Annotated in this window: 23 protein-coding genes and 1 pseudogene; 8 read left to right on the top strand and 16 right to left on the bottom strand. The window is 65.6% G+C overall.

Going from position 1 to position 22,794, the window contains the following annotated elements; translation table 11 throughout:
• Nucleotides 1–5 precede the first annotated feature (5 nt).
• The 3 genes from MPARV_RS0114055 to MPARV_RS23760 all read right to left on the bottom strand — a co-directional run bounded on the left by MPARV_RS0114055 (nucleotide 6) and on the right by MPARV_RS23760 (nucleotide 1,777).
• Entirely contained in the window at nucleotides 6–1,133 is a 1,128-nt protein-coding gene (locus tag MPARV_RS0114055) for an aldose epimerase family protein (protein WP_020378736.1), read from the bottom strand.
• Nucleotides 1,130–1,381 carry a hypothetical protein gene (locus tag MPARV_RS0114050; protein ID WP_020378735.1) on the bottom strand — a complete coding sequence of 84 codons (252 nt, stop codon included), beginning with the start codon at nucleotides 1,379–1,381 and terminating at the stop codon, nucleotides 1,130–1,132. The genes MPARV_RS0114055 and MPARV_RS0114050 overlap by 4 nt, the downstream gene beginning before the upstream one ends.
• A gap of 162 nt (nucleotides 1,382–1,543) precedes the next feature.
• Nucleotides 1,544–1,777 carry a hypothetical protein gene (locus MPARV_RS23760; RefSeq protein ID WP_020378734.1) on the bottom strand — a complete coding sequence of 78 codons (234 nt, stop codon included), beginning with the start codon at nucleotides 1,775–1,777 and terminating at the stop codon, nucleotides 1,544–1,546.
• A gap of 511 nt (nucleotides 1,778–2,288) precedes the next feature.
• Between MPARV_RS23760 and MPARV_RS24850 the strand changes: the two genes are divergently transcribed.
• A complete protein-coding gene (locus MPARV_RS24850) occupies nucleotides 2,289–2,522 on the top strand; it encodes a hypothetical protein (RefSeq protein ID WP_157789644.1) in 234 nt (77 codons plus the stop codon).
• Between the two features lie 13 nt (nucleotides 2,523–2,535).
• Here the strand turns inward: MPARV_RS24850 and MPARV_RS0114030 are convergent.
• A protein-coding gene (locus tag MPARV_RS0114030; protein ID WP_085951978.1) for an IS3 family transposase occupies nucleotides 2,536–3,701 on the bottom strand; the annotation gives its coding sequence in 2 pieces (ribosomal slippage) (nucleotides 2,536–3,449 and nucleotides 3,449–3,701; 1,167 coding nt in all).
• Between the two features lie 23 nt (nucleotides 3,702–3,724).
• On the opposite strand from MPARV_RS0114030, the gene MPARV_RS22910 reads away from it, so the two are divergent.
• Both MPARV_RS22910 and MPARV_RS0114020 read left to right on the top strand, forming a co-directional pair.
• Nucleotides 3,725–4,036 (top strand): Eco57I restriction-modification methylase domain-containing protein, encoded by a 312-nt coding sequence (locus tag MPARV_RS22910; protein ID WP_051012005.1) that lies wholly within the window; start codon nucleotides 3,725–3,727, stop codon nucleotides 4,034–4,036.
• 1 nt (nucleotide 4,037) lies between these two features.
• A complete protein-coding gene (locus MPARV_RS0114020; RefSeq protein WP_020378730.1) occupies nucleotides 4,038–4,769 on the top strand; it encodes a TaqI-like C-terminal specificity domain-containing protein in 732 nt (243 codons plus the stop codon).
• Nucleotides 4,770–4,936: 167 nt separating this feature from the next.
• On the opposite strand, the gene MPARV_RS24845 is transcribed toward MPARV_RS0114020, so the two are convergent.
• From MPARV_RS24845 to MPARV_RS25610, 3 genes are all read right to left on the bottom strand, one after another.
• The gene (locus tag MPARV_RS24845) at nucleotides 4,937–5,065 is read right to left on the bottom strand and encodes a PaeR7I family type II restriction endonuclease (RefSeq protein ID WP_012226447.1); all 129 of its coding nucleotides are present in this window, start codon (nucleotides 5,063–5,065) and stop codon (nucleotides 4,937–4,939) included.
• A 256-nt stretch (nucleotides 5,066–5,321) separates the two neighbouring features.
• Nucleotides 5,322–6,230: an SDR family oxidoreductase gene (locus MPARV_RS0114005; RefSeq protein WP_012226449.1), complete on the bottom strand. Its 909-nt coding sequence runs from the start codon at nucleotides 6,228–6,230 to the stop codon at nucleotides 5,322–5,324.
• A gap of 173 nt (nucleotides 6,231–6,403) precedes the next feature.
• Nucleotides 6,404–7,039: a hypothetical protein gene (locus MPARV_RS25610; protein ID WP_238538876.1), complete on the bottom strand. Its 636-nt coding sequence runs from the start codon at nucleotides 7,037–7,039 to the stop codon at nucleotides 6,404–6,406.
• Between MPARV_RS25610 and MPARV_RS26110 the strand changes: the two are divergent.
• Nucleotides 6,932–7,288 (top strand): annotated as a pseudogene (locus MPARV_RS26110) (patatin-like phospholipase family protein); the annotation flags it as partial. The gene MPARV_RS25610 and the pseudogene MPARV_RS26110 overlap by 108 nt on opposite strands.
• A 42-nt stretch (nucleotides 7,289–7,330) precedes the next feature.
• A complete protein-coding gene (locus tag MPARV_RS0114000; protein WP_238538875.1) occupies nucleotides 7,331–9,772 on the top strand; it encodes a hypothetical protein in 2,442 nt (813 codons plus the stop codon).
• 91 nt (nucleotides 9,773–9,863) lie between these two features.
• Here the strand turns inward: MPARV_RS0114000 and MPARV_RS0113995 are convergent, their stop codons facing one another.
• The 9 genes from MPARV_RS0113995 to MPARV_RS0113955 all read right to left on the bottom strand — a co-directional run bounded on the left by MPARV_RS0113995 (nucleotide 9,864) and on the right by MPARV_RS0113955 (nucleotide 20,009).
• The gene (locus MPARV_RS0113995; RefSeq protein ID WP_020378726.1) at nucleotides 9,864–13,352 is read right to left on the bottom strand and encodes a glycoside hydrolase family 2 TIM barrel-domain containing protein; all 3,489 of its coding nucleotides are present in this window, start codon (nucleotides 13,350–13,352) and stop codon (nucleotides 9,864–9,866) included.
• 49 nt (nucleotides 13,353–13,401) lie between these two features.
• On the bottom strand, nucleotides 13,402–14,616 hold the full coding sequence (locus MPARV_RS0113990; RefSeq protein WP_155852474.1) for a cytochrome P450: 1,215 nt from the start codon (nucleotides 14,614–14,616) through the stop codon (nucleotides 13,402–13,404).
• A 24-nt stretch (nucleotides 14,617–14,640) separates the two neighbouring features.
• The gene (locus MPARV_RS0113985; protein WP_020378725.1) at nucleotides 14,641–15,051 is read right to left on the bottom strand and encodes a hypothetical protein; all 411 of its coding nucleotides are present in this window, start codon (nucleotides 15,049–15,051) and stop codon (nucleotides 14,641–14,643) included.
• A complete protein-coding gene (locus MPARV_RS0113980) occupies nucleotides 15,048–15,257 on the bottom strand; it encodes a hypothetical protein (protein WP_020378724.1) in 210 nt (69 codons plus the stop codon). Before MPARV_RS0113980 ends, MPARV_RS0113985 begins: the two co-directional genes overlap by 4 nt.
• 137 nt (nucleotides 15,258–15,394) lie before the next feature.
• Nucleotides 15,395–16,384, bottom strand: coding sequence for an SDR family NAD(P)-dependent oxidoreductase (locus tag MPARV_RS0113975; protein WP_020378723.1), 990 nt, complete (start codon nucleotides 16,382–16,384; stop codon nucleotides 15,395–15,397).
• Complete coding sequence (locus MPARV_RS0113970; protein ID WP_020378722.1) at nucleotides 16,381–16,848, bottom strand: peroxiredoxin; 468 nt, start codon at nucleotides 16,846–16,848, stop codon at nucleotides 16,381–16,383. The genes MPARV_RS0113975 and MPARV_RS0113970 overlap by 4 nt, the downstream gene beginning before the upstream one ends.
• A 108-nt stretch (nucleotides 16,849–16,956) precedes the next feature.
• Nucleotides 16,957–18,081, bottom strand: coding sequence for a hypothetical protein (locus tag MPARV_RS0113965; RefSeq protein WP_157789642.1), 1,125 nt, complete (start codon nucleotides 18,079–18,081; stop codon nucleotides 16,957–16,959).
• Nucleotides 18,082–18,090: 9 nt separating this feature from the next.
• The gene (locus MPARV_RS22905; RefSeq protein WP_020378720.1) at nucleotides 18,091–19,005 is read right to left on the bottom strand and encodes a B12-binding domain-containing protein; all 915 of its coding nucleotides are present in this window, start codon (nucleotides 19,003–19,005) and stop codon (nucleotides 18,091–18,093) included.
• Nucleotides 19,002–20,009 (bottom strand): sigma-70 family RNA polymerase sigma factor, encoded by a 1,008-nt coding sequence (locus MPARV_RS0113955; protein WP_012227208.1) that lies wholly within the window; start codon nucleotides 20,007–20,009, stop codon nucleotides 19,002–19,004. The genes MPARV_RS22905 and MPARV_RS0113955 overlap by 4 nt, the downstream gene beginning before the upstream one ends.
• Before the next feature lie 353 nt (nucleotides 20,010–20,362).
• Between MPARV_RS0113955 and MPARV_RS0113950 the strand changes: the two genes are divergently transcribed.
• From MPARV_RS0113950 to MPARV_RS0113940, 3 genes are read left to right on the top strand one after another with little or no spacing between them, the layout of a single operon-like run.
• Nucleotides 20,363–21,346 carry an ABC transporter ATP-binding protein gene (locus MPARV_RS0113950; RefSeq protein ID WP_020378719.1) on the top strand — a complete coding sequence of 328 codons (984 nt, stop codon included), beginning with the start codon at nucleotides 20,363–20,365 and terminating at the stop codon, nucleotides 21,344–21,346.
• A complete protein-coding gene (locus tag MPARV_RS0113945; protein ID WP_012227206.1) occupies nucleotides 21,343–22,110 on the top strand; it encodes an ABC transporter permease in 768 nt (255 codons plus the stop codon). The genes MPARV_RS0113950 and MPARV_RS0113945 overlap by 4 nt, the downstream gene beginning before the upstream one ends.
• Nucleotides 22,103–22,762, top strand: a complete 660-nt coding sequence (locus tag MPARV_RS0113940) for an ABC transporter permease (protein WP_020378718.1) — start codon at nucleotides 22,103–22,105, stop codon at nucleotides 22,760–22,762. Before MPARV_RS0113945 ends, MPARV_RS0113940 begins: the two co-directional genes overlap by 8 nt.
• Nucleotides 22,763–22,794: the final 32 nt, after the last annotated feature.

Here is a 22,794-nt window from a genome sequence, read left to right as displayed (position 1 = left end):
CGACGCTACCCGGGCGGGACTTGTGCCGGGGAGGCTTCAAAGCCGAGCCTCCAACTGGTGACCCAGCGGCGGGTCTCCCCCGGGCGGATGGTGACGTCTACGGGGATCGGGCCGTCCGGGCCATCGATCGCTGTCAGGTTGGGCCCGTTGGGCACCTGCCCGGCCTCCAGGCAGACGCCACCGTGCTGAGGAATGGGCCCCGGCGGTCCAGGCTGCCCACCCAGATGGTTGCCGGTGTACAGGTGAACCGCAGGTTGGTTGGTGCGCATCTCCAGGCTTCGGCCACTGGCCGGATCAACCAGCATCGCCACCACCGACAGGTCGCTTCCGCACGCACCGCCCACCAGATAGGTGTGGTCGTACCCGCCGGTGTCTGCCAGGGCGTCCAAGCCCAGGCGGTCGCGCAGCCGAACATCATCGCGAAGGTCCCATGCACTACCGGCGACCGGCAGAGCGGCACCGGTGGGGATCTGACCGGCTCCCAGCTCCAGCACGGTGTCGGCCCGCAGTGTCAGGCGCTGACCGGCCACGGTGCCGGCTGCGCCCAGGTTCCAGTAGGTATGGCTGGTGGGCGCCACCACCGTCGGCCGGTCGCATGTGTACTCCAGGTTCAGCGTGAGCGTGCCGTCCTCATGCAGGACATAGGTGGCCGTCACCTCGACCCGGCCGGGGAACCCGCCACTGCCGTCCGCGTCGATCAGGGTCAACGACAACTGAGCTGAGGTTGCATCAGCCGACATCGACGCGATGTCCCAGCGACGACGATCCCAGGTGGCCGACCCGCTGTGCAGCATGTTGGGACCCTCGTTGGCCTCCAACCGCACGTGAACGCCGTCGAGGTCGAACGCCGCGCCGGCGATACGGTTGGCGTAGGGCCCCACAATTCCGCCCAGGTGCGGGTTCAGCGCTGGGTCGGCGAGATCGCCGGGATCAGCCAGCGTGACCACGCAGTTGGCCAGGTGTCCGGCCCGATCCGGCGCCTCAAAGCTCACCAGCGCAGCGCCATAGGACAGCACCGACGCCACCAATCCTCCAGCGTGCAGGCTGACGAGCGACGCCGCCGCGGACCCGTCGGCCATCACCACATCGGATATCTCAAAGCTCGGTGTCGGCGTCGGCAATTGGGGGTTCATGACGGTCCTCCGACACCACTCAACTCCGAGTCGTTGAGTCCGACTTCGGAGAATCCCACGTTGGGCGTTGGTGCTCCGTGCGGGGTCTCAGGCAGCCGGTCCGGGTGGACCGTGACGTCTTGGAGCAGCTCGTCGAGCGGCGTCCTGCGCTCGTTCTCGTCGGCGTGTTCCCAGAGGTCTGAGACGTCGAGGCTCGTGAGGACCCGCTCGACTTGAACCTTGTTGTCATCACCCTGCGGGTCGTCCAACCCTGGGCAAGCTGCCCGATCGCGCTCCCCGTCGCGATGGCCCTCAACCGCAGAACGGGCCCGACACCACCACGGGGCTCGCCGAAACAGCCTGAGCCACCGGCGCATATCCCAACACCCCCGTCCCCAAGAATTGCGGCAGTTCATGTATTCTCAACTGGACTAAAGCCCGAGCACCGGTATCGGGGTCCACTGATCGTAGTGGTGATCCCTGGTGGCCGTGACCCCGGTGAGCCCGATCACCACGGTGGGGGTCGAACGGTTGGTGGTGGTGCCGTCACCCAACTGCCCGTAGCAGTTGTCTCCCCAGCAGACGACCGTATGGTCGGCTTTGAGCGCACACGTATGTGAGTCACCTGCGACGATGGCGATCGGTGGCGCCGGCGGGCACGTCATGGAGGCCGTGCGGTGCAGGCGATGTGCACGACGCCCCCGCCACAACCCCGGAACATTTATCCACACGATGCACAGTGGAGTCTTGCATCCTAAATGGGGTCATGAAGGTCTGATCGTTGTTCGACGGTGGGGTGTTGCAGCGACGTTGAACGGCACCTTGCGCAGCTACCTGCACGATCAGGTGTGCCACAGTGCGTCGGTAGGTTCGTCATCATGGGATTGCGCCTGTGTAGTTTGGGACTGACGAAGGCTGGCTGATGAGTTCCACCCGCCACCTGGCGCTCCTAGATGTGCCGAGGCCAATGCGAGAGTGGACCCCGGATCCAAGCGGTGAAATCGGCGAGGTCTTCACCCGCCGATGGGTCGTCGACCTGATGCTGGACTTGGTTGGCTACTCCCCCGACACGGACCTGGCGACCAAGGTGGCGTCGAACCATCTTGTGGTTGCGGGGCATTTGTGCTGCCGATGGTTGAGCGGCTTATCGATTCGTGTCGACAGCACGGTGGGGCGTTGGCTGACGCCGAGCAGGCGATTCGCGGCTTCGACCTGTTGGAACACAACGCCGAGTTCACCCGCAAAGCGGTAGCGGCCAAGCTCCTTGAGAGCGGTGAGACGGTAGAGGTTGCCGAGTTCCTATCCGGTAAATGGATCACCACTGGTGATTTCCTGCTCACACCGCACCACGGCCAATCGGCCGACTTCGTGATTGGCAACCTGGTGAGCCCCGCGTTTCTCGGACAGTGATCTGTGGCAGCCCTTACGCTGCCCGTGTCTCGTCGCGATAGCTGTCATGCACTTCAACCGGTGTCCGGTAACCGATCCCCGAATGAAGCCTGGAACGATTATACCAAATCTCGATCCAATGCGCAATACCCGAAACAGCCTTTCTTCGTGTCGGGAACACTGTCCGATAAACGAACTCGTTCTTCAACGAAGCAAAAAACGATTCCGCCATAGCATTATCCCAACACACCCCGGTCTTACCCATCGACCCAACCATGTCATTTGACGCAAGGAACGCTTTGAACTCCTCAGAGGTGTACTGCGCCCCATGATCCGAATGAAAGATGGCATTCGACTGAATGCCACCAGCGTCGATCGCGGCCTGCAACGCGTCGATCACCAGACCGGTGCGCATATGGTCGGCCATCGCGAACCCGACCACCATCTTCGAGAAACAATCGATCACCGTCGCCAAGTACACCCACCCTTCCCACGTGCGGATATAGGTGATATCACCGACCAGCTTCACGCCCGGCTCCGCGGCGGTGAAGTCCCGGTCGACCAAGTCCGCCGTGCTCGGCGTGCCGTCAGGGTCGGTCGTTCGCCTGTATGGCCTGGGCTGACAGGCAACCATGTCACCCTCGACCATCACCCGACGGACCAGTTCAAGGCCGGCAGCGATCTTCTTGCGGCCCAGCTCGGCATGGACCCGACGGTGCCCGTAGGTGCCATCGGATGCATCGAAGACCTTGCGGACATCGACCGCCAGTTCCTCGCGTCGTTCCGCGGTTGCTGACAGCGGACGTTTCCGCCAGTCGTAGTAGCCGGACTTCGACACGCCCGCCCACAAACACATCTTGGTGACCGGGTAGTTCGCCTTCTCGCCGTCGATGAACTCGTACTTCGAGATCACCGATACTCCTGGGCGAAGAAGGACGCCGCTTTTCCCAAGAACTCGTTTTTCATTCGGAGTTCCCGGTTTTCGGCTTGGAGTTCGCGGAACTGGATACGTTCGGCTGGGGTCAAAGGGTCCTCCTCGATCGGGTGGGCATCACGGTACTTGTTGACCCACACACCGAGTGTGCCCGGGTTGATGTCCAACTCGTTGGCGACCGTGGCGATCGGCCGGGAACCGTCGATCACCATTTTCACGGCCTCGGCCTTGAAAGTGTCAGAGTATTTTGTTCGTTTGCGTACCATATTGGATTCCTTTGTGTCAGTGGATGTTATTAATCACCCACTGTCCGAAATCCTCGGGGCACCCCAACCCGCCCTACATCCGCCTCGAAGACGTTCCCAACGACATCAGCGATGCCTACCGCGCCGAATACGCGTCCATGCCAGGACGCGCCGACATCCACGTCGGCTTCTACGAGAAGGGCCTCGATCTGCTGCGGCCCGAAGGAAAGTGGCCTTCATTTGCGCCGACCGTTGCATGCGCAATCAGTACGCCGGTTGACGCCGAAGCATTCGAGGCGATCGACCTGGTTCTCAGGTCCCGGCCTCTGGCCGTCCGGATCACCCCACCAACTTGAGTTGATTGCCGACCTGGAGCAGCGGTTCCCGGCCCTCGAAGACCCACGGACTGGAACCCGCATTGGAATTGGCGTGGCGTCTGGATGTGACGACGTGTACATCAGCTCCGACTCGCCCGACGCCGGGAGTGATCGGTTGCTGCCACTGGTGATGGCCTCCGACATCCAAGCCGGAACCATCGAGTGGTCAGGCCGGCACCTGGTCAATCCGTGGAAGGACGGCAGGCTCGTCGAACTCGGCAATTTTCCATGGCTCGGCGCCTACTACGAAGTCAACGGTGACCGCCTATGGGGGCGTCACGTTGCCAAGAAGCAACCGCGTTCCTGGTACCTGACGATCGACCGGATAGATCCCGGGTTGCTTGCGAAACCGAAGTTGCTGCTCCCTGACATGAAGGCAGCGGCACACCCCGTTCTTGACCCCGGCGACCACTATCCCCACCACAACCTCTACTTCGTGGTCTCGGATGCGTGGGATCTTGAGGTGCTCGGCGGCATTCTCTTGTCGGACATCACCAACCTCTTCGTCGGCGGCTACTGCGTCAAGATGCGGGGCGGCACCTATCGTTTCCAGGCTCAGTACCTGCACAGAATTCGAGTCCCGGACCCCTCAACCAGCCAGGCCCGAGTTCGCATCCTTCGAGATGCATTTCGTCTACGCGACACCGCCAAGGCAACAACAGCTGTTGCGGCCGCCTACGGGATCGATGCGTCATTCTTCACCGGCGGCTGAAAAATCGACCGCTCTCCATGGCGCCCATGATGAGGCAAGCTGCGTCGAGCAGCCGTTCCCGTACCATCCGCTCGAAGACGATGAGGTAGCGGTCGGCGTCAGTGGCTCCTTCAAAGACGGCCCCTCACGGTGGTGTTGAACGCGTCGTCGTCTTCCAGGAGCATGAACTAGCCAAGCCACGGGCGCAAGGGGCCGTCGACAATCTCGCGCTCGGCGGCCTTCCAGGCATCGAGCGCCTGGCCGAGCGCCGAGTCCGGCCGGTTGTTGTAGTTCTGCCCCGGGCTGTTGCCTGCCATTGACACCGTCGGAAGTACCCGGCGATCGGCCGCTTTTCACGTCGATGAGATGTGCAGGAATGCCTGCGTCAACGAACACGCTGACCACCAGCTCCTGAAGCGCGTCCAGGTGGCGGCCACCTGTCACCTCCGCCCTGTCCCGGTGTTCAAAACGCCCGACGCCCGCGAGCGCTTGGCCTGGGACTGCCGCACACTCCAATAGTTGCTGACCGCAGCGTCAACCTGGTTTTGGTAGCTGGGTAGATCCGTGCCCGGGTCAGACCTGCTCGTCGCGACCGGACATATCGGCATTTGGTCGGGCAGCAGCCACGATCTCCTCGACCAGCGGGCCGACCCGAGTCGGATCGTCGGTGGGGTCGACCGTTGGGCCCCGGTGCCAGCCTTCCGACACCGACATGGCTCGACCGGTGATGTCGAACACCCGGCCGGTCACACCCCGGCTCTCCTCGCTGGCCAACCACGTGACCAGCGGGGCGATCCAATGGGGCGACATCTGCGCCTTGTCCTCCTCGGACGCCTGCCCCATGCCCAGGTCCTCGGTCATGCGGGTGAGCGCAGCCGGGGCGATGGCGTTGGCGGTGACCCCGTAGCGAGCCAACTCCTTGGCAGCGATGACCGTGAACGCCGCAATGCCCGCTTTGGCGGCGCCGTAGTTGGTCTGGCCGACGTTGCCGTAGATGCCCGACGGCGAGGTGGTGTTGATGATGCGTGCGTCCACCTCTTCACCGGCCTTGGACCGCTCCCTCCAATACTGGGCCGCATGGTGCGCCGGCCCAAAGGTGCCTTTCAGGTGCACGGCGATCACCGCGTCCCACTCGGCTTCGGTCATGTTGACCAGCATGCGGTCACGGAGGATGCCTGCGTTGTTGATCACGACGTCCAGACGCCCGTAGCTCTCGATCGCCAGGTCAACCATCGACTTGGCCTCGGCAAAGTCTGCGACGTTGCCACCATCGGCCACCGCCTCGCCGCCCGCCTCGACGATCTCGGCCACCACCTGGTGCGCAGGACCATCGTCCTCACCGCCGTCTCCGCGACGGTCGCCGCCAAGGTCGTTCACCACCACTTTGGCGCCGTGCTCGGCCAGCATCAGCGCATGCTCGCGGCCGATGCCCCGCCCGGCACCGGTCACCAGACACACCCGTCCCTCACACAATTTTGCCATGCGCTCCCCTCCCGTGTGCGTGTCGCACTACGTCGGCGAGGCTAACCCTTCGTCGGAGGCGAGTTGCCCGGGGCAGAGGCCCACCTTCACGATGATGGCCGGATGAACGCTCCGCGGTCGTGGGAATCCTCCGCGAAATTGACACTTCCCAATCGAACTCCCGTGAGTTATATTCAATTGAATACCGTAGGGGAGGATTCATGGTCTGCGAATCCGACAGCCAGCCGCCGAGTCGCCGTCTCGTCGGTGGCGCCCTCCCCATCACTCTCCTTGTGATCGCATTCAGCTTGCTGACCTGCATCATCTGCAGGACTGAGGATCACCGCGTTTGGACGTGGTCCCTTCACTCCGATGTCATGCCGGTACTCCTCCCCAACGACGATCGATGGCTTCTGACGCTTGATTGTCTGTTCTCTCTCGTCTACGTGATCGCCGGGTTCGCTTGGCTGGGGTTTCTTCGGGACCGCGCCGCGCAAATAAGTGGGAGCGACCCGAACCGCTTCGGTCCGGCGAGCCGCCGGATTCACCAATGGGCAGGATTCGGTGCCGTTCTCGTGGCCGCAGCCGGGTTGGCGGACGTCATCGAGAACGCACTGATGTTCTTCAGCCTCAACCACTCGATACCCGATGCAGCCGTGGATGGCATGAGAGCACTTGCTTGGCTCAAGTGGATCAACCTCACGCTCGGGGTCTGCTTCTTCGTGGCTGCGAGCATCAGTGCACTCTGGCGGTTGCGAGTCGAACGCGTGCTCGACGCCGGCAAGGTCGGCAACTCCGGGGACGAGAAAGTCTGTAAGGACAAGACTCACCAACTACCAGAGTGGTCAGCTGGCAGAAATCAGCGACCCGAGGAGTTCAAGCCCGAGCCCGACCAGCCACGTTTGGGCATCTGTCTGTCGGGCGGTGGTATCCGGTCTGCCTCATTCTCTCTCGGGGCATTGCAAGCCATCCAAACTTCCAAGTTGCCGATACCGAAGTACATCACTTCAGTGTCGGGCGGTGCCTATATGGCAGGTGCCTGGCAGTCGATGCGGTCACCAGAGTCGAGCGTTCAACCGGGGGAACATGTCTTCGCGCCGCGAAGCGCTGAAGAGCGATGGGTGCGTCACCACACGGACTACCTGGTCTCGTCATTCTCGGTGATTGCCGGTGCGGTCGGTGCCCTGCTGGGTGGACTTGTTGTCAATCTGCTGATCCTGCTGGCTGTGGCATCCATCATCGTCCTGCCCTTGGGGTGGGCCATCGGGCTTTCTCACCCCGAACTGGATGCACGCACCCCGATACTTGACATCACCGACCAGCCTGAGGTGAGCGTTGCGAAGGTCACCTATTCGGCAGCGGTACCGCTACCCCCAGCGAAGGGCGGAAATGATGGCCTCGCGACGGACGGGCCGGGCTATCTCGTTTCGTTGAAGCCGACGTGGGGAACGGTTCGCACGGCACCGCAGGCGGCGGACGTACCCACGGAACGTTCGTTGGCTCCTTGCCCACCTGGCACGCTGTGTTGGAGCATTTTGAGCTTTCTGAGGATCCGCAGCCCCCAGGCTGGCCTCTACGTCACGGACGCCGTGGTGGCCGAGTCGAACGATGGCGGTCTTGAGGTGGTCCGCCAGCCCTCACTCATTCTCGGCGATGGCATCATCGGCGAGCATCACACGGGCGACCAGGAAGTCCCGTCGGTCGTCGTTGCGGCAGAGCCGTCAGTTTCGATTGGAGCGTTGGAAGGATCAAGCGCAGGCCCGCCATCGGTGCGAACTGAGGACTCAGTGAAGCGGGCTGTGTCGATAGACCAACAACCACTCCTGGAGCAGCACTCCGGAACATCAGGCCGCGAACCGCTTTCCATCGAGACGTGGATGGTCGTTGCTGGAGTGGCCGAACTGTTGTTGGGGGGCATTGCCTGGATTGTTACAGCGTGGCCGCGCCTCGCTCGTCGCCTGCAGCGCTCGAAACTCGTTGCCGACGGGCATGATATTCCGAGCGCCTTGGCGCTCGGGGCTGTCTGGACCTTCCTGGTGCTCGTGGGTTTCCCATGGTTCATCCAGGCCGTACCCAACGCCGTGGGCAACCTGCCCAGCGGTCCGGCCGGTGGTTCTGGGTCGGCAGTTTGGCTGCCGGCATTGCTGGCAACCGCGGCGGCGCTTGGTCGCTACTTCCAGCCCGCAACAAAGGCGCTCGGTGGTTTGAGCGGCATCCGAGGTGGTTCACGCATACTGGATGCCTTGGTCGGCGCAGTTGCGTTCGCTGTGGCACTGGTGCTCTTGGCCACCATCGGCAATGTGGCGGTGGCCAATGGGCCGAGCGGCCGACTCGCCGGAGCGACGGGCGAGCTCTTCAACGTCTATCTCCCGAGCTGGACAAGGTGGCTGATCGCACTTGGCGTCCTCCTCCTGGGGTGGGTATGCGGACCGTCAGCTCATGCATGGTCGCTCTTTTCGGTGTACGGCGGCAGGCTGAACCGTGCGTATTTGATGCAGGCAAATCCGGGCTCCCCGTCGGATCGTTCCGTGACTCCTCGATTGAAGAAGAGCTGGAAGTGGACCGAAGTTGGGATGCCCAGTTCCTCGTCGAGCGACCCGGCTACGGAGTGGGTGGTTTGCACGACAGCGAACATTCGTGGCAGCGGTGAGGCCGCTCCTGGTCGGGCGGGAGGTTCGTTTACCTTCTCTCGGTCCTGGATCGGAGGTCCGGAAGTCGGCTGGATGCGCACGAGAGAGTATCTGGATATCGCCGGGGATCTGGCTGACGTCGATGTCGGCAGCACCATCGCAATGTCAGGTGCAGCATTCTCGCCGGCGATGGGCAAGAACTCCGTACAAAACCAGGGCCGCCTGATGGCCGTGCTGAACCTTCGCCTTGGGGTTTGGGTGCCGAACCCCATGCTCCTCCAGGGCCGGCCAGCAGCAATGGGCCTCCGCCGGAAACTCTGGACGGCGAAATGGCCCTGGTACCTCCGTGAGTTCACCGGGTTCTACGACCGGACTGCCCGGTTCATTTACCTGACCGACGGTGGGCATTGGGAGAATCTTGGATTGGTGGAGCTGTTGCGTCGGGGCTGCTGCGAGATTTGGATGATCAGCGCTGCTGGGGATGGAACGAGCTCATTTGAGACCCTGGCCCAGGCCATAGCGCTGGCCCGTGAAGAGCTAGGCGTGGAGTTCGACCTTGAGCTTGAACCGTTGCGGAGCCCAAAGAAGCCCTGCCGTCGGGAACGTCGCTTGCTGCGGGATGGGGAGTCGGTAGCGACGGCCCCGAGGTCGTTCGTGACCGGAACGTTCTCCTACCCATCGCAAACACCAGATGGTGATCGCATCCCCGGGAAGATCACGGTCATCGAGGCGGCGTTGATCGGGGATGCGCCGTGGGACGTGCATTCTTACGCGGAACAGAACGCTGACTTCCCCGATATTTCCACCGGGTACCAGCTGATGGACCACCGAGACTTCGAGGCATACCGCATGCTGGGATTCGTCCAGACCCAACGCGCGCTGGACGCGGCCGGTTCGAGCGACGGCGCCCCCTCAACGCCCCCCGTCATCTAGCCACCGTCAGACAAAGTCGGCGACGATTTGAACGGGGCTTGATTCGAGCATGTTCCAGCACCGACTGCCCCGTTTGAGGGTCTCCGGACGATCACATGTCGTGTCCGGGATTTTCGGTGAACGGCGCTAACCAGGAGAGCGTCAAACCCAGACGGTGGGTGCCGGCCGCGATGCGGTGACGGGCGGCCGTGTCCGGACCGCAAGAGGCGGTGCCGACGCCACGATGGGCTGCATCGAGATGTACGAACACCGAGTTCTCCTGCTCGAGCGCATCGGCGTGGAGGGCCCGGGTGAGTTGGCCCTCGGAATAGCGGTGGGCGGTGTGTACGAACGGTTGCTCGCCGGTGATGATCCACGTCCCCCGGTCGGGTGCAGCAGCTGACAACCAGCGGGTGCCAGCGCGTTGACCGAAGCACTGAGGAACGACATAGGGGCAGCGTTCCTCGGACGCCCTCCGCCTGTACCGCCCGAGCACGGCGCCCTCGATCCGGTCGGGCGGACACTCATGGGGGCCCAGCCCAGAGCTCTCCAACTGGTCGAACGACGGGTCGAGCGCCAGCACGAGGCCGATTCTGGGCGGATCGGCCAGTTCCTCCGGCAGCCGCCAGGTGACATCAATCGAGATGGTTCCGTCACCTCGCAGCCACCAACGTTCGGTGATCGGGCACTCGGGTGGCTCGGGCCCATCACCACCGTCTTGGCGCCGGGGGACCAACACCCCTGTCAGCACCGCAGCAACCCCGTCCTCGCGTCGTCGCACCGTCACCCGGTCGAGGCGTCGAGTCTGGGGGCCATCCACCGAGTCCAACCCAACCTGGCGCCATCTGTCCTGATGGCCGAACCCGCTCATCCAGGCGGTTTTCATGCCATCGTTGTCGATCGGTGCCCGCCACAGGCTGTGCCCCGGTCGATTGACAAACAACGGATGTCCCGAGCGTGAGAGCCCGACCACCCCGAGGTGCCGGTCGACGTCCAGGCCCCACGATCCGTCTCCGAGCGACCAACGATCATCCATCCGCTCGCAGAGCACCTCGGCTGAGCCCGTCGTGACGGCACCGTGGCGCCGCGGCGCCGTTTCGGCCGGTAACTCAAACTGGTGTCTGGCCACCACGTGGCCCTCGGGCCCCCACGACGTCGACGTGGCCAAGGCGAGTTCTGCAGTGAGAGCCAGCTCCTGACCGGACCACCGGGTCAGGTCGGGGGGCACCGGGACCGTCACCTTGGCCTCACTCCCCGGTTCAACCTGCGGTACATCCCAGGTTCCGCCGGCCACACCAACACCGTCGGCCACCAGCTGCCAGGTGCCAACCACGTCAGAGGTGTCGGTGAAGCTGCGCTCGTTGTGCAACCGCAGGTGCCCGAGCCGCACGTCCACGCCCTCAAGGTGCAGCGACCGTTGCAGATGGGCCAGCTCGATACAGGCCGGATGGGGCACGAGGTCGGGGCCCAGCAGACCGTCGAAGACGAAGTTGCCGTCGTGGCGCTGCTCACCGAAGTCACCGCCGTAGCCCCAGCGGGTCTCGCCGTCGCCCGCCGGATGCTCGGCGGAAGCCGACAAATGATTGGAGTGCCGGCGAATTCCACCGTCGCCCGCCGGATGCTCGGCGGAAGCCGACGAGTGATTGCCTCGGACCAGACCGTGGTCACGCCACTCCCAAACGAACCCACCCTGCAACCCGTGATGGGTGCGGAAGGCCCGCCAGTAGTCGTCGAGCCCACCGTTGGAGTTACCCATCGCATGGGAGTACTCGCACAGGATCAGCGGTCGGCGGCGATCTTTGCGACTCTTCGCCCACGCGGTGATCTCCTCAACCGAGCGGTACATGGGCGCCACCAGGTCGCTCACCGGGTTGTCGGCGTCGAGGTCGAACATGATCGGCCCCTCGTAGCTGAGCGGCCGGCTGGGATCGAGGTAACGAAGCGCTCCGGCGAGGCCGTGGTGGGCGGGGCCCTCCCCCGCCTCGTTACCCAGCGACCACACGATCACGCACGGATGGTTGCGATCGCGGCCCGCCATGCGAAGCCCACGCTCGATCACGGCTCCGGTGAAGCCGGGCTGGGTGGTCAGTGACACCTGGCGGCCGTGGCTCTCGACGTTGGTCTCGTCGACGACGTACAGACCGAGCTCGTCGCAGAAGTCGTAGAACCAGGGGGCGGCCGGGGCATGGGCGGTGCGGACGGCGTTGACGTTGAGCCGCTTGGCCAGGCACAGCTCGAACCAGGTGGTCTCCGGGTCGACGTAGCGACCCCGGGTCGGGCTGTGCTCGTGCCGGTTGACCCCCCGGATCAGCGGGGCAGCGCCGTTGATCCGCAGCTCGCGGCCACCAACCTCGACCGAGCGGAACCCGGTGAGCACCGCCGCCACCTCGATCGGTTCGACAGCGCTGTCGGGCGGGCCCGCATCGGACGCGGTTTGCCACAGCTGCACCAGCACCCGGTAGCGCGTCGGGCGCTCGTCACTCCAGGCCTCGATGCCGGGCACCTCCAACGAGGTGCGCACCATCTGGCCTGGCCAGGTGTCCGAGGCGAGCAGTCGGGCCAGGGCGTTGGCCTCGTCGAAGGCCGTCACCTCCACCGGCTCGGACTCGAGGAGCGCCGTGCCGGCGAGCTGCTCGACCGAAACACCCACCCACCACCGGGAGGCCGGCAGGATCCGGGTGACCTGCGGATCACCCGGGCCGGCACCTCCGGCCTCGGCGGGACCGTTGGCGCCATCGGTTGAACCGTCGGCCAGACCGCCGCCGAGGTCGCCGCCGAGGTCGCCGCCGAGGTCGCCGCCGAGGTCGCCGCCGATGGTGATATCGACGTTGAGGGTGCCGGTGGTGCCGTCAACTGCCAGGCCGGGCACCATGCCGACGTCGTCAAGGTGCACCGCCGGACGGGACCACAGCGTGACCGACCCTTGGATGCCACCGTGCCACCACTGATCCTGGTCCTCGATCCAGGTGGCCGCCGACCAGCGGATGACCACAACGGCCAGTAGATGCGAACGGCCCACCTCCACGAACGGCGTGAGATCGAACTCCGAGCCCAGCCGGCTGTCGGTGCCCAAGCCGACGAACACCCCGTCGAGGTAGACGACGGCCAGGCTTTCGGCGCCCCCAAGGCTGAGAATGACGTCACGCCCCGCCCAGTCGACGTCCACCTCCAGCGTGCGCCGATACACCCCGGTTGGGTTGTCGGCAGGCACCAGGGGCGCCTTGCCCGGGAACGGCATCTGCACGTTGGTGTAGATCGGTGAGTCCCAGCCCTGCAGCGTCCATGCGCCGGGCACCTCAATGGGCGCCTCGGTGGCACCCGCGACCACCGGGTTCGCAACAGCGCTTGCAGGGACGGCCTCGGGACGATCGAAGTGGGCAAAGCCCCACTCGCCGTCGAGTGACCTGGCGAAACGACCGCCCGGCTCGTCGGCGTTCAGCCGGACTGCCTGCCACAGGCTCGGAGCAGCACGGGCCGCCTCGATCCGGCCGTGGGATGCCAGGGGCGGCCGGGACCGAAGACGGTTGCGCTCGGTCAGCGACGGGTCCTCCCAGAACCGGTCGGTTGGATCGAACAACGGCTCGGCGGGGGAACTGCTCACGTCGGTGGCTCCGGTCGGGTCAGGGAGAGAATAAGGAGGTTCAGCGGACTCAGAACACCAGCTGGTAGTGCTCGACGCCGCGCACGAACGCTCCCGGCACGTAGCGGGGCGGCGCCTCGTCGCTGAGCGACCAGTCGGGCAGCCGCTTGAGTACCTGCCCGATCATCGAGCGGATCTCGGTACGGGCCAGGCTGGCGCCCAGGCAGAAGTGGGTACCCAGCCCGAATGCAATGTGGTTGTTGTGCTGCCGGGTCACATCGAACCGCTGGGGCTCGTCGAACACCCGCTCGTCGCGGTTGGCCGAGGAGTACATCAACAGCACCATCTCCCCTGCGCTCAGCTTTTGCCCGCCCAGCTCGTGATCCTCGGTGACCACCCGGGACATGTTGAGGATCGGGGTGGTCCAGCGGATGAACTCCTCAACCGCCGGGCCATCGATCAAGTCGGGTTGCTCACGCAACAGGTCGCGCTGGTCGGTGTGAACCGCCAACGCCCACAGCGTGTTGGCCAGCACGGTGCGGGTGGTCTCGGCGCCGCCATCGATCACCAAGAGGCACTCGGCGACGATTTCACCGTCGTTCATCGGGCGACCGGCCACTTCGGCCTGGGTCCACACCGACACCAGGTCGTCGGTGGGATTGGCTCGGCGGGCCTCGATGAGCTCGGAGGTGGCGATCGCCACCTCGAACGCGCAGTTGGCGCCCTCCTCGGTCATGTAGCGGTCGCCGCCACCAAGCGGCACGGTCACCTCGGACCAGCGCTTGATGTCGCGCCAGCGCTCGGCGCCAAAACCCAGGTCCTCGGCAATCATCATGGCGGGCAGGGGTGCCGCCAGGTGCTCGACGGCATCCACCTCCTCGCTCGCGGCGATGCGGCGTTCGACCTCGCTGATCAATTGATCGATCACCTCATCGATGCGTTCCTGGCGGCGGGCGACCGCCCTCGGCGTGAAGCGTCGGTGGATCAACCGCCGGTGATCCTGATGGCGCGGATCGTCGAAGTTGATCATCGACGGGTTCAACTCGGGATCTCGAACGCTCAGCGGCCGGAACGCACCCAGGCTGGAGTACCGCTCGGAGTCCCGGTCGACCAACGCAACGTCCGCGTAGCGACTGATGCCCCACAAGTTGTTGATGTCGTCCCAGTAGATCGGGGCCTCATCCCGAAGCCACCGATAGGTGGGCTCCGGATTTGCGGCATACAGGTTGCCGTTCAGCAAATCGATCTGCGGCAGGGGTGTTTCGTTTGAGAGGTTGTTTCCCACCCTCACATCATGGCGCAGGCAGCCTCAGCCGGCTTGACCGGCTGCGAATCGGGCCTCGCAGGATCCACCGTCGGCGAAGGACGGGCCCAGACCGTCGGTGGAGATGATCGTCGTGGGACCTGCGAAGGGGCCGTCGCTCGACCCGGGAACGTTGACGTCGACCGACGACCGGGAGTGGTCGTTGAGTGCCGGCCACGTGATACCCGCGGAGGAAACCAACAGCCCCACCGCCGCGGCGAAGAGCAGCCCACCCAAACCACCCAGCAGTCCAACCAACGACGGCATGGGCGGGGCCGGGGTGACCAACATTCCGTCCCGGGCCTTGGCGATTCCAATCAGGCCAACCACGGTGGCGGCCGCCCCAAAAACGAGTCCCGACCCAAAGGTCGCCTGACCGGCGAGGGGCGAGGCTGCTGCCAGCACCTTGGTGGTCACGCCGTGACCAACACGCCGACCTGAATCAGGCTCACACCGCCGACGAAACCCAGGCCCGTGGTGAACCCCAGGTACCCGGCCCCGGCACCGAGGAGGGCCAGAACGGCAAGGGTCCACGCAATACCCGGCGCAATGGCGCCGGTGGGCCGCAGCTCAAACACACCATCGCTCAGGTTTGGAACGTACGCCCCTTGGCCGGCACCCATCTCGTCACCGGACGGTTCCGGTTCGGTCTGTTCCGGTGGGTCCCACGACCATCTGGGGATCGGCTTTGGGGTTCTCCGGCTACGTCATCGGGAGATGGTATTCAAACTACCGTCAACGATCGAAGTCGGCCGATGAATCAGGCCGCACCGCCGGAATGGGCCTGCTGAGCCACCTTGGCCCACAGCCGGGCCCGGTCGAGATCGGAGGTGTGGGTGCCGGGCACCCGGACATCGCTTCGGATTTGGCGGTCCAACCACAACTCGCCGGAGTGGTCCAGCGCCTCGGGGGCGGCTGCCAGCCACAATGCCGTGTCAGCCCCGTGGGCGGGGGTGCGCAAGATCGGGCCCATCACCTTGGAGAACGCCGCCAGCTGTTCGGTCACGCCGGGCGTGTCCACCCAGCCCGGATGTGTGGCGTGGCTGACCACCTCGTCGGCCGGCCACTGCCTGGCAAACTCCGCGACCAGATCCACCTGCGCCCGCTTGGCCTCGGCGTAGGCAAACGTGCCGTTGTAGGGACGGTCGAGCCACTGCTCGTCGTCGGAGTGGCTGCGCAGGTACATGCCCCCTGATGTCATCCAGATCACCCTGCCGGGGGCGGCACGGCCGAGCCTGGGGCGGAGCAACTCGGTGAGCAGAAACGGACCCACCACCATCGAAGCCCAGGTTGCCTCAATGCCCTGAGCCGACTCGGTGCGTTCGGCGACGATCGCCCCCGCCACGTGGGCCAACACGTCGATCTGGGGATGATCGGCCATCAGGTCGGCGGCGAGCGCACCCACGTCGTCAAGGTCGCCGATGTCGCAACGACGAAACCGTGGGGCCGGTTGACCGGCGGCGAGACCGGCCGTCATCGCGGCGACGATGCCATAGCCACGCTCGGCGTTGCGGCCGATCAACTCCACGGTGGCGCCGCGCTCGAACGCCCCTTCGGCCATCGCCCGGCCGATTCCTGAGGTGCCGCCGGTGATCACCACCACGCGGCCATCGAGACGGTCCGGGGGATTCCAACCAAAAAGGCGGGACCGCACCATCGGGCCGATCTCGGTGAAGCTGCCAATCACGGTGGCCTCGAGGATTCCGTCGGCCACCCGGCGGACAACTTCTTTGGGGGAGCCGGCGGTCATGTCCCTGGAGTTCCCGACGAGCGTTTCCGCAACACCTCGAGCGCCTCGTCGGCGTGCGTGTTCATGTTGGTTTCGGAGCTGATCTCGGCCAGCAGGGTGCGGTCGGTGTCGATGACAAACGTGGACCGCTTGTTCCACAGTGGCCCCGGGCGCTTGGCACCCAGTTCCTTGGCGATGGCCCGGTCGGCATCCGAGAGCAGCGGATAGCCCAGCGTGTTCTTCTGATCGAACTTGGCCTGCTTCTCCGGGGAGTCAGCCGAGATGCCCACCCGCTGCGCACCAACGGCCTCAAACTCCGACCCCAGGTCCCGGAAGTGACAGCTTTCCGCTGTACAGCCGCTGGTCATCGCCTTTGGGTAGAAGAACAACACCACCGGCCCATTGGCAAGGAGCGACGACAACGACCGTTGTTCGCCGGCCTGATCGGGTGCGGTGAAGTCCGAAACCTTGGTTCCAACGTTCATAGGTGTTGTTCCCTCTTCTGTTGCGATGTGGCGATGTGGCTGAGCGGCGATTGCGCGACAGGCTCCGTGTCTTCTTCGGAACGGGACGCCCGATCGGATGACGAGAGCTCAGACGGCCTGCTCGACAAGCACGACGTTCTGCTCGACGAGCTCGACCTGTGCATCAATCCGGTCCTTGCCCACCGCCAGGGATGCAATCCGGACGACCAACTCGTCCACGTTGGGCACGGGATAGGACAAGGGCAGCCTGGCCACGATGGGCACCAACGACGCCCCCAAGGTGGACGCAGCCCGGCCGATGCCGTTGAACACCCCCAGCGGGCCGGGCAATTCCAGCCAGGCCCCGGCCAGGCGCAGTTCCACATGATCGTCCCGTCGACTGAGGTGCACGTCGGTGCGCAACCCGGTGCGCAGGTCGGGCATGGGCGGACCGAGCACCCGGGAGTTGCGCACGCCCACGGAGATCGAACCGGGCGTGGCGATCAGGTTGAGGTCGAACGGGGTGGGAACCCCGCCCAAGGCCCGGTTGCCGAGAAACGAGAGGATCGGGCCGAGAAGGTCGGCGTCGATGGACACGCCGATGCGGTCATCCCTCGATGGTGGTGCCCGGTGGGCGCTGGCCACCTTTCCGGTGACCCCACCGACCGCAACGGTCAGGGCACCGTCGGTGCTGCGGATCTCGGCTCGGCCGGGGGTGAGCCCCAGCTCGGCAACCGGGATACCGGTGAGGTCGATGCCCACCGGCCCCATATCCTGACCGAGCGCGTTGAACAGTGTGTCGCCGGTTTCGGCAAGCGCCATCCGGGCCATTTGCGCCATCGGGTCGATGGGAGAAGCCCCCTCCACACCCACCACGGTCGCGCCCAGAAACTCGACCCCGGGCAGGTCGACCACCACACGAATCTGGTCGACGCCGAGGTCCATCTGCACCTCAACCAGCGCCGACACCTCGATGTCCAGCGGTGGCAGCGACAGGGGCAGCGGTTCGCCGTTGGGCTGAGCCACGGTGACGCGGCCCCGCACCCGGATCGGTACCCGTGAGTCGTTGCGTGCCACCAGGTCGAACGTGGCGCCGACCACCTCGACGGTCAGACCAACCTTCAGATCGTCGATCATGGGCAGCGCGATCGTGCGCACCACCGTGCCCAGCGAGACGCCGTCGCCAACGGCCGTCGCCACGGCCAGCTCCAGCATGGGCCCGGGCACGGTCACCATTACAGCGGGTTCAACCATGGCAGTGTTCTAGCTCAGCGCCGCCTGGCGGCGCCTCTGCACGGGTTGATCACCGCGCTGCGACGGGCGGGTGGTGCACCGTTCCAGCAACTCGGGGGCGCCCCGGGCGTCAGCGCACCAGCCGTCGGCACCCACCTCGGTTGCCCAGTCCTGGTCCGGCACGCCGGCGCCCCCCACCAGCACGACGGCGTCGCTGACCGCCCTCACCCTGGCGATGGCCTGTTGCACGCCGGCGAGGTCTGTTGCGTCGGCCACGCTGAGGCACAGACCCGTGAGTGGCCGGGTGGTCGAGGCGATCTCGACGAACTCGTCGAACGGCACATCGGCGCCCAGGTCGCACACGTCAAAGCCCACGGCCCGAAACGCGTCGGCCAGCACTGCCGGGCCGAGGCCGTGTCGGTTGCCCTCGACGGCGCCGACCACCACGTGGCCCCGACTTCGGCCGGGCCGGGTGACGGTGGAGCCCAGGCGTGCCACCAACCGCGTGGCGACGCCGGTGGCACGGTGCTCGGCGCCGATGCTGGTCTCGCCACGCCGCCAACGGCGGCCGATCTCGACCATGGCCGGCTCGAGCACCTCGCACAGCACGTCCACCGGATCGACTCCCGCCCGACGAGACTCCTCCACCAACAGCCAGGCGCCGCCCTGGTCGCCACGTAGGAGCGCCTCGGTCATCGGCCCGATGCGGGTGCTGGTGCAACCGCCGGGCCGTTGAGTCCCGGATGACGCACCGACCTCGGGGGTGCCCTTCGCGTCCGTCAACTCCATCAGGTCACCGAGGCGCACCATCCACACGCCGCCCGACTTTTGGGCCTTCAGCCGGGACGTGCGCACCCACCGATAGGCGGTCATGTAGTGGACGCCCGCCAGTTCGGCGGCGGCGGGCAGGGTGAGAAGCGTCTCGGGGTGATCCCCGCCACTCATGCGATGCTCGAGAGCTTCCGCATCGCACGCCACGATGGATGGGTGAGCTTGGCCAGGGCTCGATGCTCCAGCTGACGGATCCGTTCACGGGACAAATCCAGCTCGTCCGCAACCTCCACGACGCTGCGTGGCTCGTCGCCGTCCATGCCGTAGCGCAGTTCGATGATGCGACGTTCGCGCTGGTCCAGCACCGTCAACAGGGCCTCCAACTCGTGGGGCAACAGGCGCGCCCCCACGTTGTCGACCTCGGCCTGGGCGTCGGGATCGGCCAGGAAGTCACCCAGTTCCGCCCCGCCATCCTCGCCGACGTTGGCCGACAGCGAGATGGGATCGGCCCCGACCCGCATCAGGTCGAGCACCCGGTCCTCCGGAAGGTCGAGCGCTTCGGCCAGTTCGGGCACACCGGGAGGACGCCCCAGGGACTGCTCCATCTGGTTTTGGGCCTCACGCATGCGCAGCAGGTCGTCGTTGGTGCGCGACGGCAGCCGCACCGTGGTTCGGGTGGCGGCGATGCCACGGGCGATGAACTGGCGGATCCACCACACCCCATAGGTGGAGAACCGGAAGCCCTTGTGGTGATCGAACTTCTCCACCGCACGGATCAGGCCCAGGTTGCCTTCCTGCACCAGGTCCAGCAGCGGCAACCCGGACGCCTGATAGCGCTTGGCGACCGACACCACCAGACGCAGGTTGGCGTTGATGAAGTCTTGGCGGGCCCGTTCACCGGACCGCACCTTGGCCCGCAGACGGGCCCGCTCCCCCCGGCTGAGTTCCGCATCGGAATCGAGCGATGCCGCCGCCAGACGTCCATCCTCGATGGCGGAGGCCAACTCTCGCTCCCCCGCCGGGGTCAGAAGGTCGTAGCGACCGATTTCGTCGAGGTAGGCCGCCACCGGATCTGAGGCGCTGTTCGGACGGCTGCGCTCGGTCCGTCGGTTCGTCTGCCGGTCGTGACGGCGGGTCAGCGCCTCGCCGCCTGCGTTCGTGGTGTGAGTGGTTCGCACGTCGCCTCCTTGAAAGCGGTAACCGGAATGGTGTCGGTTGGAGTGGGGCTGGTTCCGGAGTCGCCGGGGACCACGGTAGCTGTTTTAGTGCTAAATATCAACCAGCGACCGTGTAAACCCGGATGGTGTCCGACTTGTTCCAGCCTCGGCATGAAATCTCCCCGGGAACCTTGTGCCTTCATACCCCCTCCGCAGCGGTGTAAACCGCATACTCGTCGATCAGCCCACGACACCGGACCGAGCCATCGCAAGGCGAGCCGCGGTTAGTCTGGGAAGGCGGCGCTCCTCCGGGGCAACGCCTCAGCGCACGTCCCGACTGCGCCGAGAACCGTCACAGATGAGGACCGGCCCACATGAGCCCTACCCCGTCCGCCGCCATCACGCTTGAGGGCGTTACCAAGACCTTCCCCGGAGCGGCAGCCCCCGCCGTCGATTCGTTGGACCTGTCCATCGACGCCGGCGAACTGCTGGTGTTGCTCGGTCCTTCAGGATGCGGCAAGACCACCACGCTGCGGATGATCAACCGGCTGGAGGAACCGACGGCCGGTCGGATCGAGGTTGGCGGGGTCGACATCGGCGCCAAGCCGGTCGCCGAACTCCGACGGGGTATCGGCTACGTGATCCAAGACGTCGGGCTGTTTCCCCACCGGTCGATCGCCGACAACATTGCGACGGTGCCACGCCTGCTGGGGTGGGACGTCACAACCATCGCCAACCGGGTGAGCGAACTGGGCGAACTGTTGGAGCTCGACCCGGTGTTGTTGGACCGATACCCGGCCGAGTTGTCCGGCGGTCAGCAGCAGCGGGTGGGTGTGGCACGAGCGCTGGCCGCCGATCCGCCCATCTTGTTGATGGACGAGCCCTACTCGGCGGTCGACCCCATTGTGCGCGGCCGGCTTCAGGACGAGCTGCTGGAGATCCACGACAGGCTGGGCACCACGATTGTGATCGTCACCCACGACGTGGACGAGGCACTCAAGCTGGGCGACACCATCGTGTTGATGTCCGCCGGCGGGCGCGTCGCCCAGGCCGGACCACCATCGGAACTGCTGAAGAATCCCGCCAGCGAATACGTCACCAGCTTTCTTGGCGGCGAGCGGGCACTGCGCGGCTTGGGCCTGGTGCCGGTGCACGAGCTGATGCTGGCTCCCTTGAACGGATCGAAGGGACCCCAACTGGAAGGGTCGGCCTCGGCACGCGAGGCACTGGACCTGCTGTTGGAATCGGGCGCTGCCACCGTGGTGGTCACCACCGACGGACAACCCCGAGGCGAGCTGGGTTTCGACCAACTGGTCACCGCCGCAGGCGGCAACAGCCCAGCTACAGGCGAGCGGTGAGCATCACGATGCCGACGCAGCAGCCGGATGCCGGGGAGCCACTCTTCCGCTGGGACTGGGTGGGCAACCACCTCGACGATGTGCTGCGGCGCACCTTGGAACACCTCGAGCTCACCGTGATTGCGGTCAGCGTTGGCCTGGTGATCTCGTTGGCGCTCGGCCTGCTGGCCGTGCGCTACCGCTGGACGGCCACCCCCATTGGGTGGGTCTCGGGTGCGCTCTACGCGATTCCCAGCCTGGCCTTCTTCGGTCTGCTCATCCCGTTCACCGGGTTTTCAATCGCCACCGCCGAGATTGCGCTGATTGCGTACACACTGTCCACCCTGGTGCGAAACGTCATCGCCGGGCTGGATGGGGTACCGCCCGCAGCCCGGGCCGCCGCCGACGCGCTGGGCTACACCCCGACGCAACGATTTCTGCGGGTGGACCTCCCTTTGGCGGTGCCCACGATCGTGGCGGGGCTCCGCATCGCCACCGTGACCACCATCGGCCTGGTCACCGTTGCCTCGGCCGTCGGTTTTGGGGGCTACGGCGCGTTCATCACCGACGGACTCAACCGGGACTTCCCCACGCCGTTGGTGCTGGGCTCGGTGCTTTCGCTCATGCTGGCGGTGGCCGCCGACGCCATGTTCAGTGTCCTCCAGCGCTATCTGGCCCCTTGGAACAGGGTGGACCGCGGGCGATCGGCCTCGCCTGGGCTCACCGGCGAGTTGGCCGACGGCGCGGTTGCTGCAAACTCGGGAACGGACCAAAGTCGTGCATGACCTGATCGATTTTTTCAGCGCGTCGGGCTCGTGGTCGGGTACGGCCGGTATCCCCCAGCGGGCCGTCGCCCACCTGTACGTCTCCGTCTTGTCGATGGGGGTGGCCGCCATCATCGCCATCCCGGCGGGGCTTTGGTTGGGGCACCGAAACCGCGGGGCGGCGCTCGCCTCGGCGGTGGCCAACGCCGGCAGGGCCATCCCCACCCTGGCGCTCCTCGGTCTGGCCACCGTGGCCGTGGGCATCGGGTTCTGGCCCACGCTGATCGCCATGGTGGCCCTGGCCATCCCCCCGATGTTCACCAACACCTTCACCGGCATTCGCGGCGTCGACCCCGGGGTTCGCAGCGCCGCCGTCGGCTTGGGGTTTGAGGACTTTGAGTTGTTACGCCAGGTGGAGATCCCGTTGGCGATGCCGCTGATTCTGACCGGCGTGCGCATCGCCGCCCTCCAGGTGGTCGCCACCGCCACCCTCGGGGCACTCGTAGGTTTCGTGGCACTGGGCTCGTTCATCGAGGAGGGTCGCCTCCAGCCGGACCGCGGCAAGTTGCTGGGTGGGTCGGTGCTGGTGATCGCCCTGGCCCTCCTGGCGGACGGCGTCGTTGGAGCCGCCGCCCATCGCGCCTCGCGCTGGCAACGCCCACGATCACAATGAACCGGCCAGGGCTCTCGTCAGCAGCGAGCACC

Origin of the sequence: Candidatus Microthrix parvicella Bio17-1 (genome assembly GCF_000299415.1) — a bacterium.
GTDB lineage: Bacteria > Actinomycetota > Acidimicrobiia > Acidimicrobiales > Microtrichaceae > Microthrix > Microthrix parvicella.
Note: the sequence above shows the minus strand (reverse complement) of the source record. Positions and strands in the feature narration are given on the sequence as shown.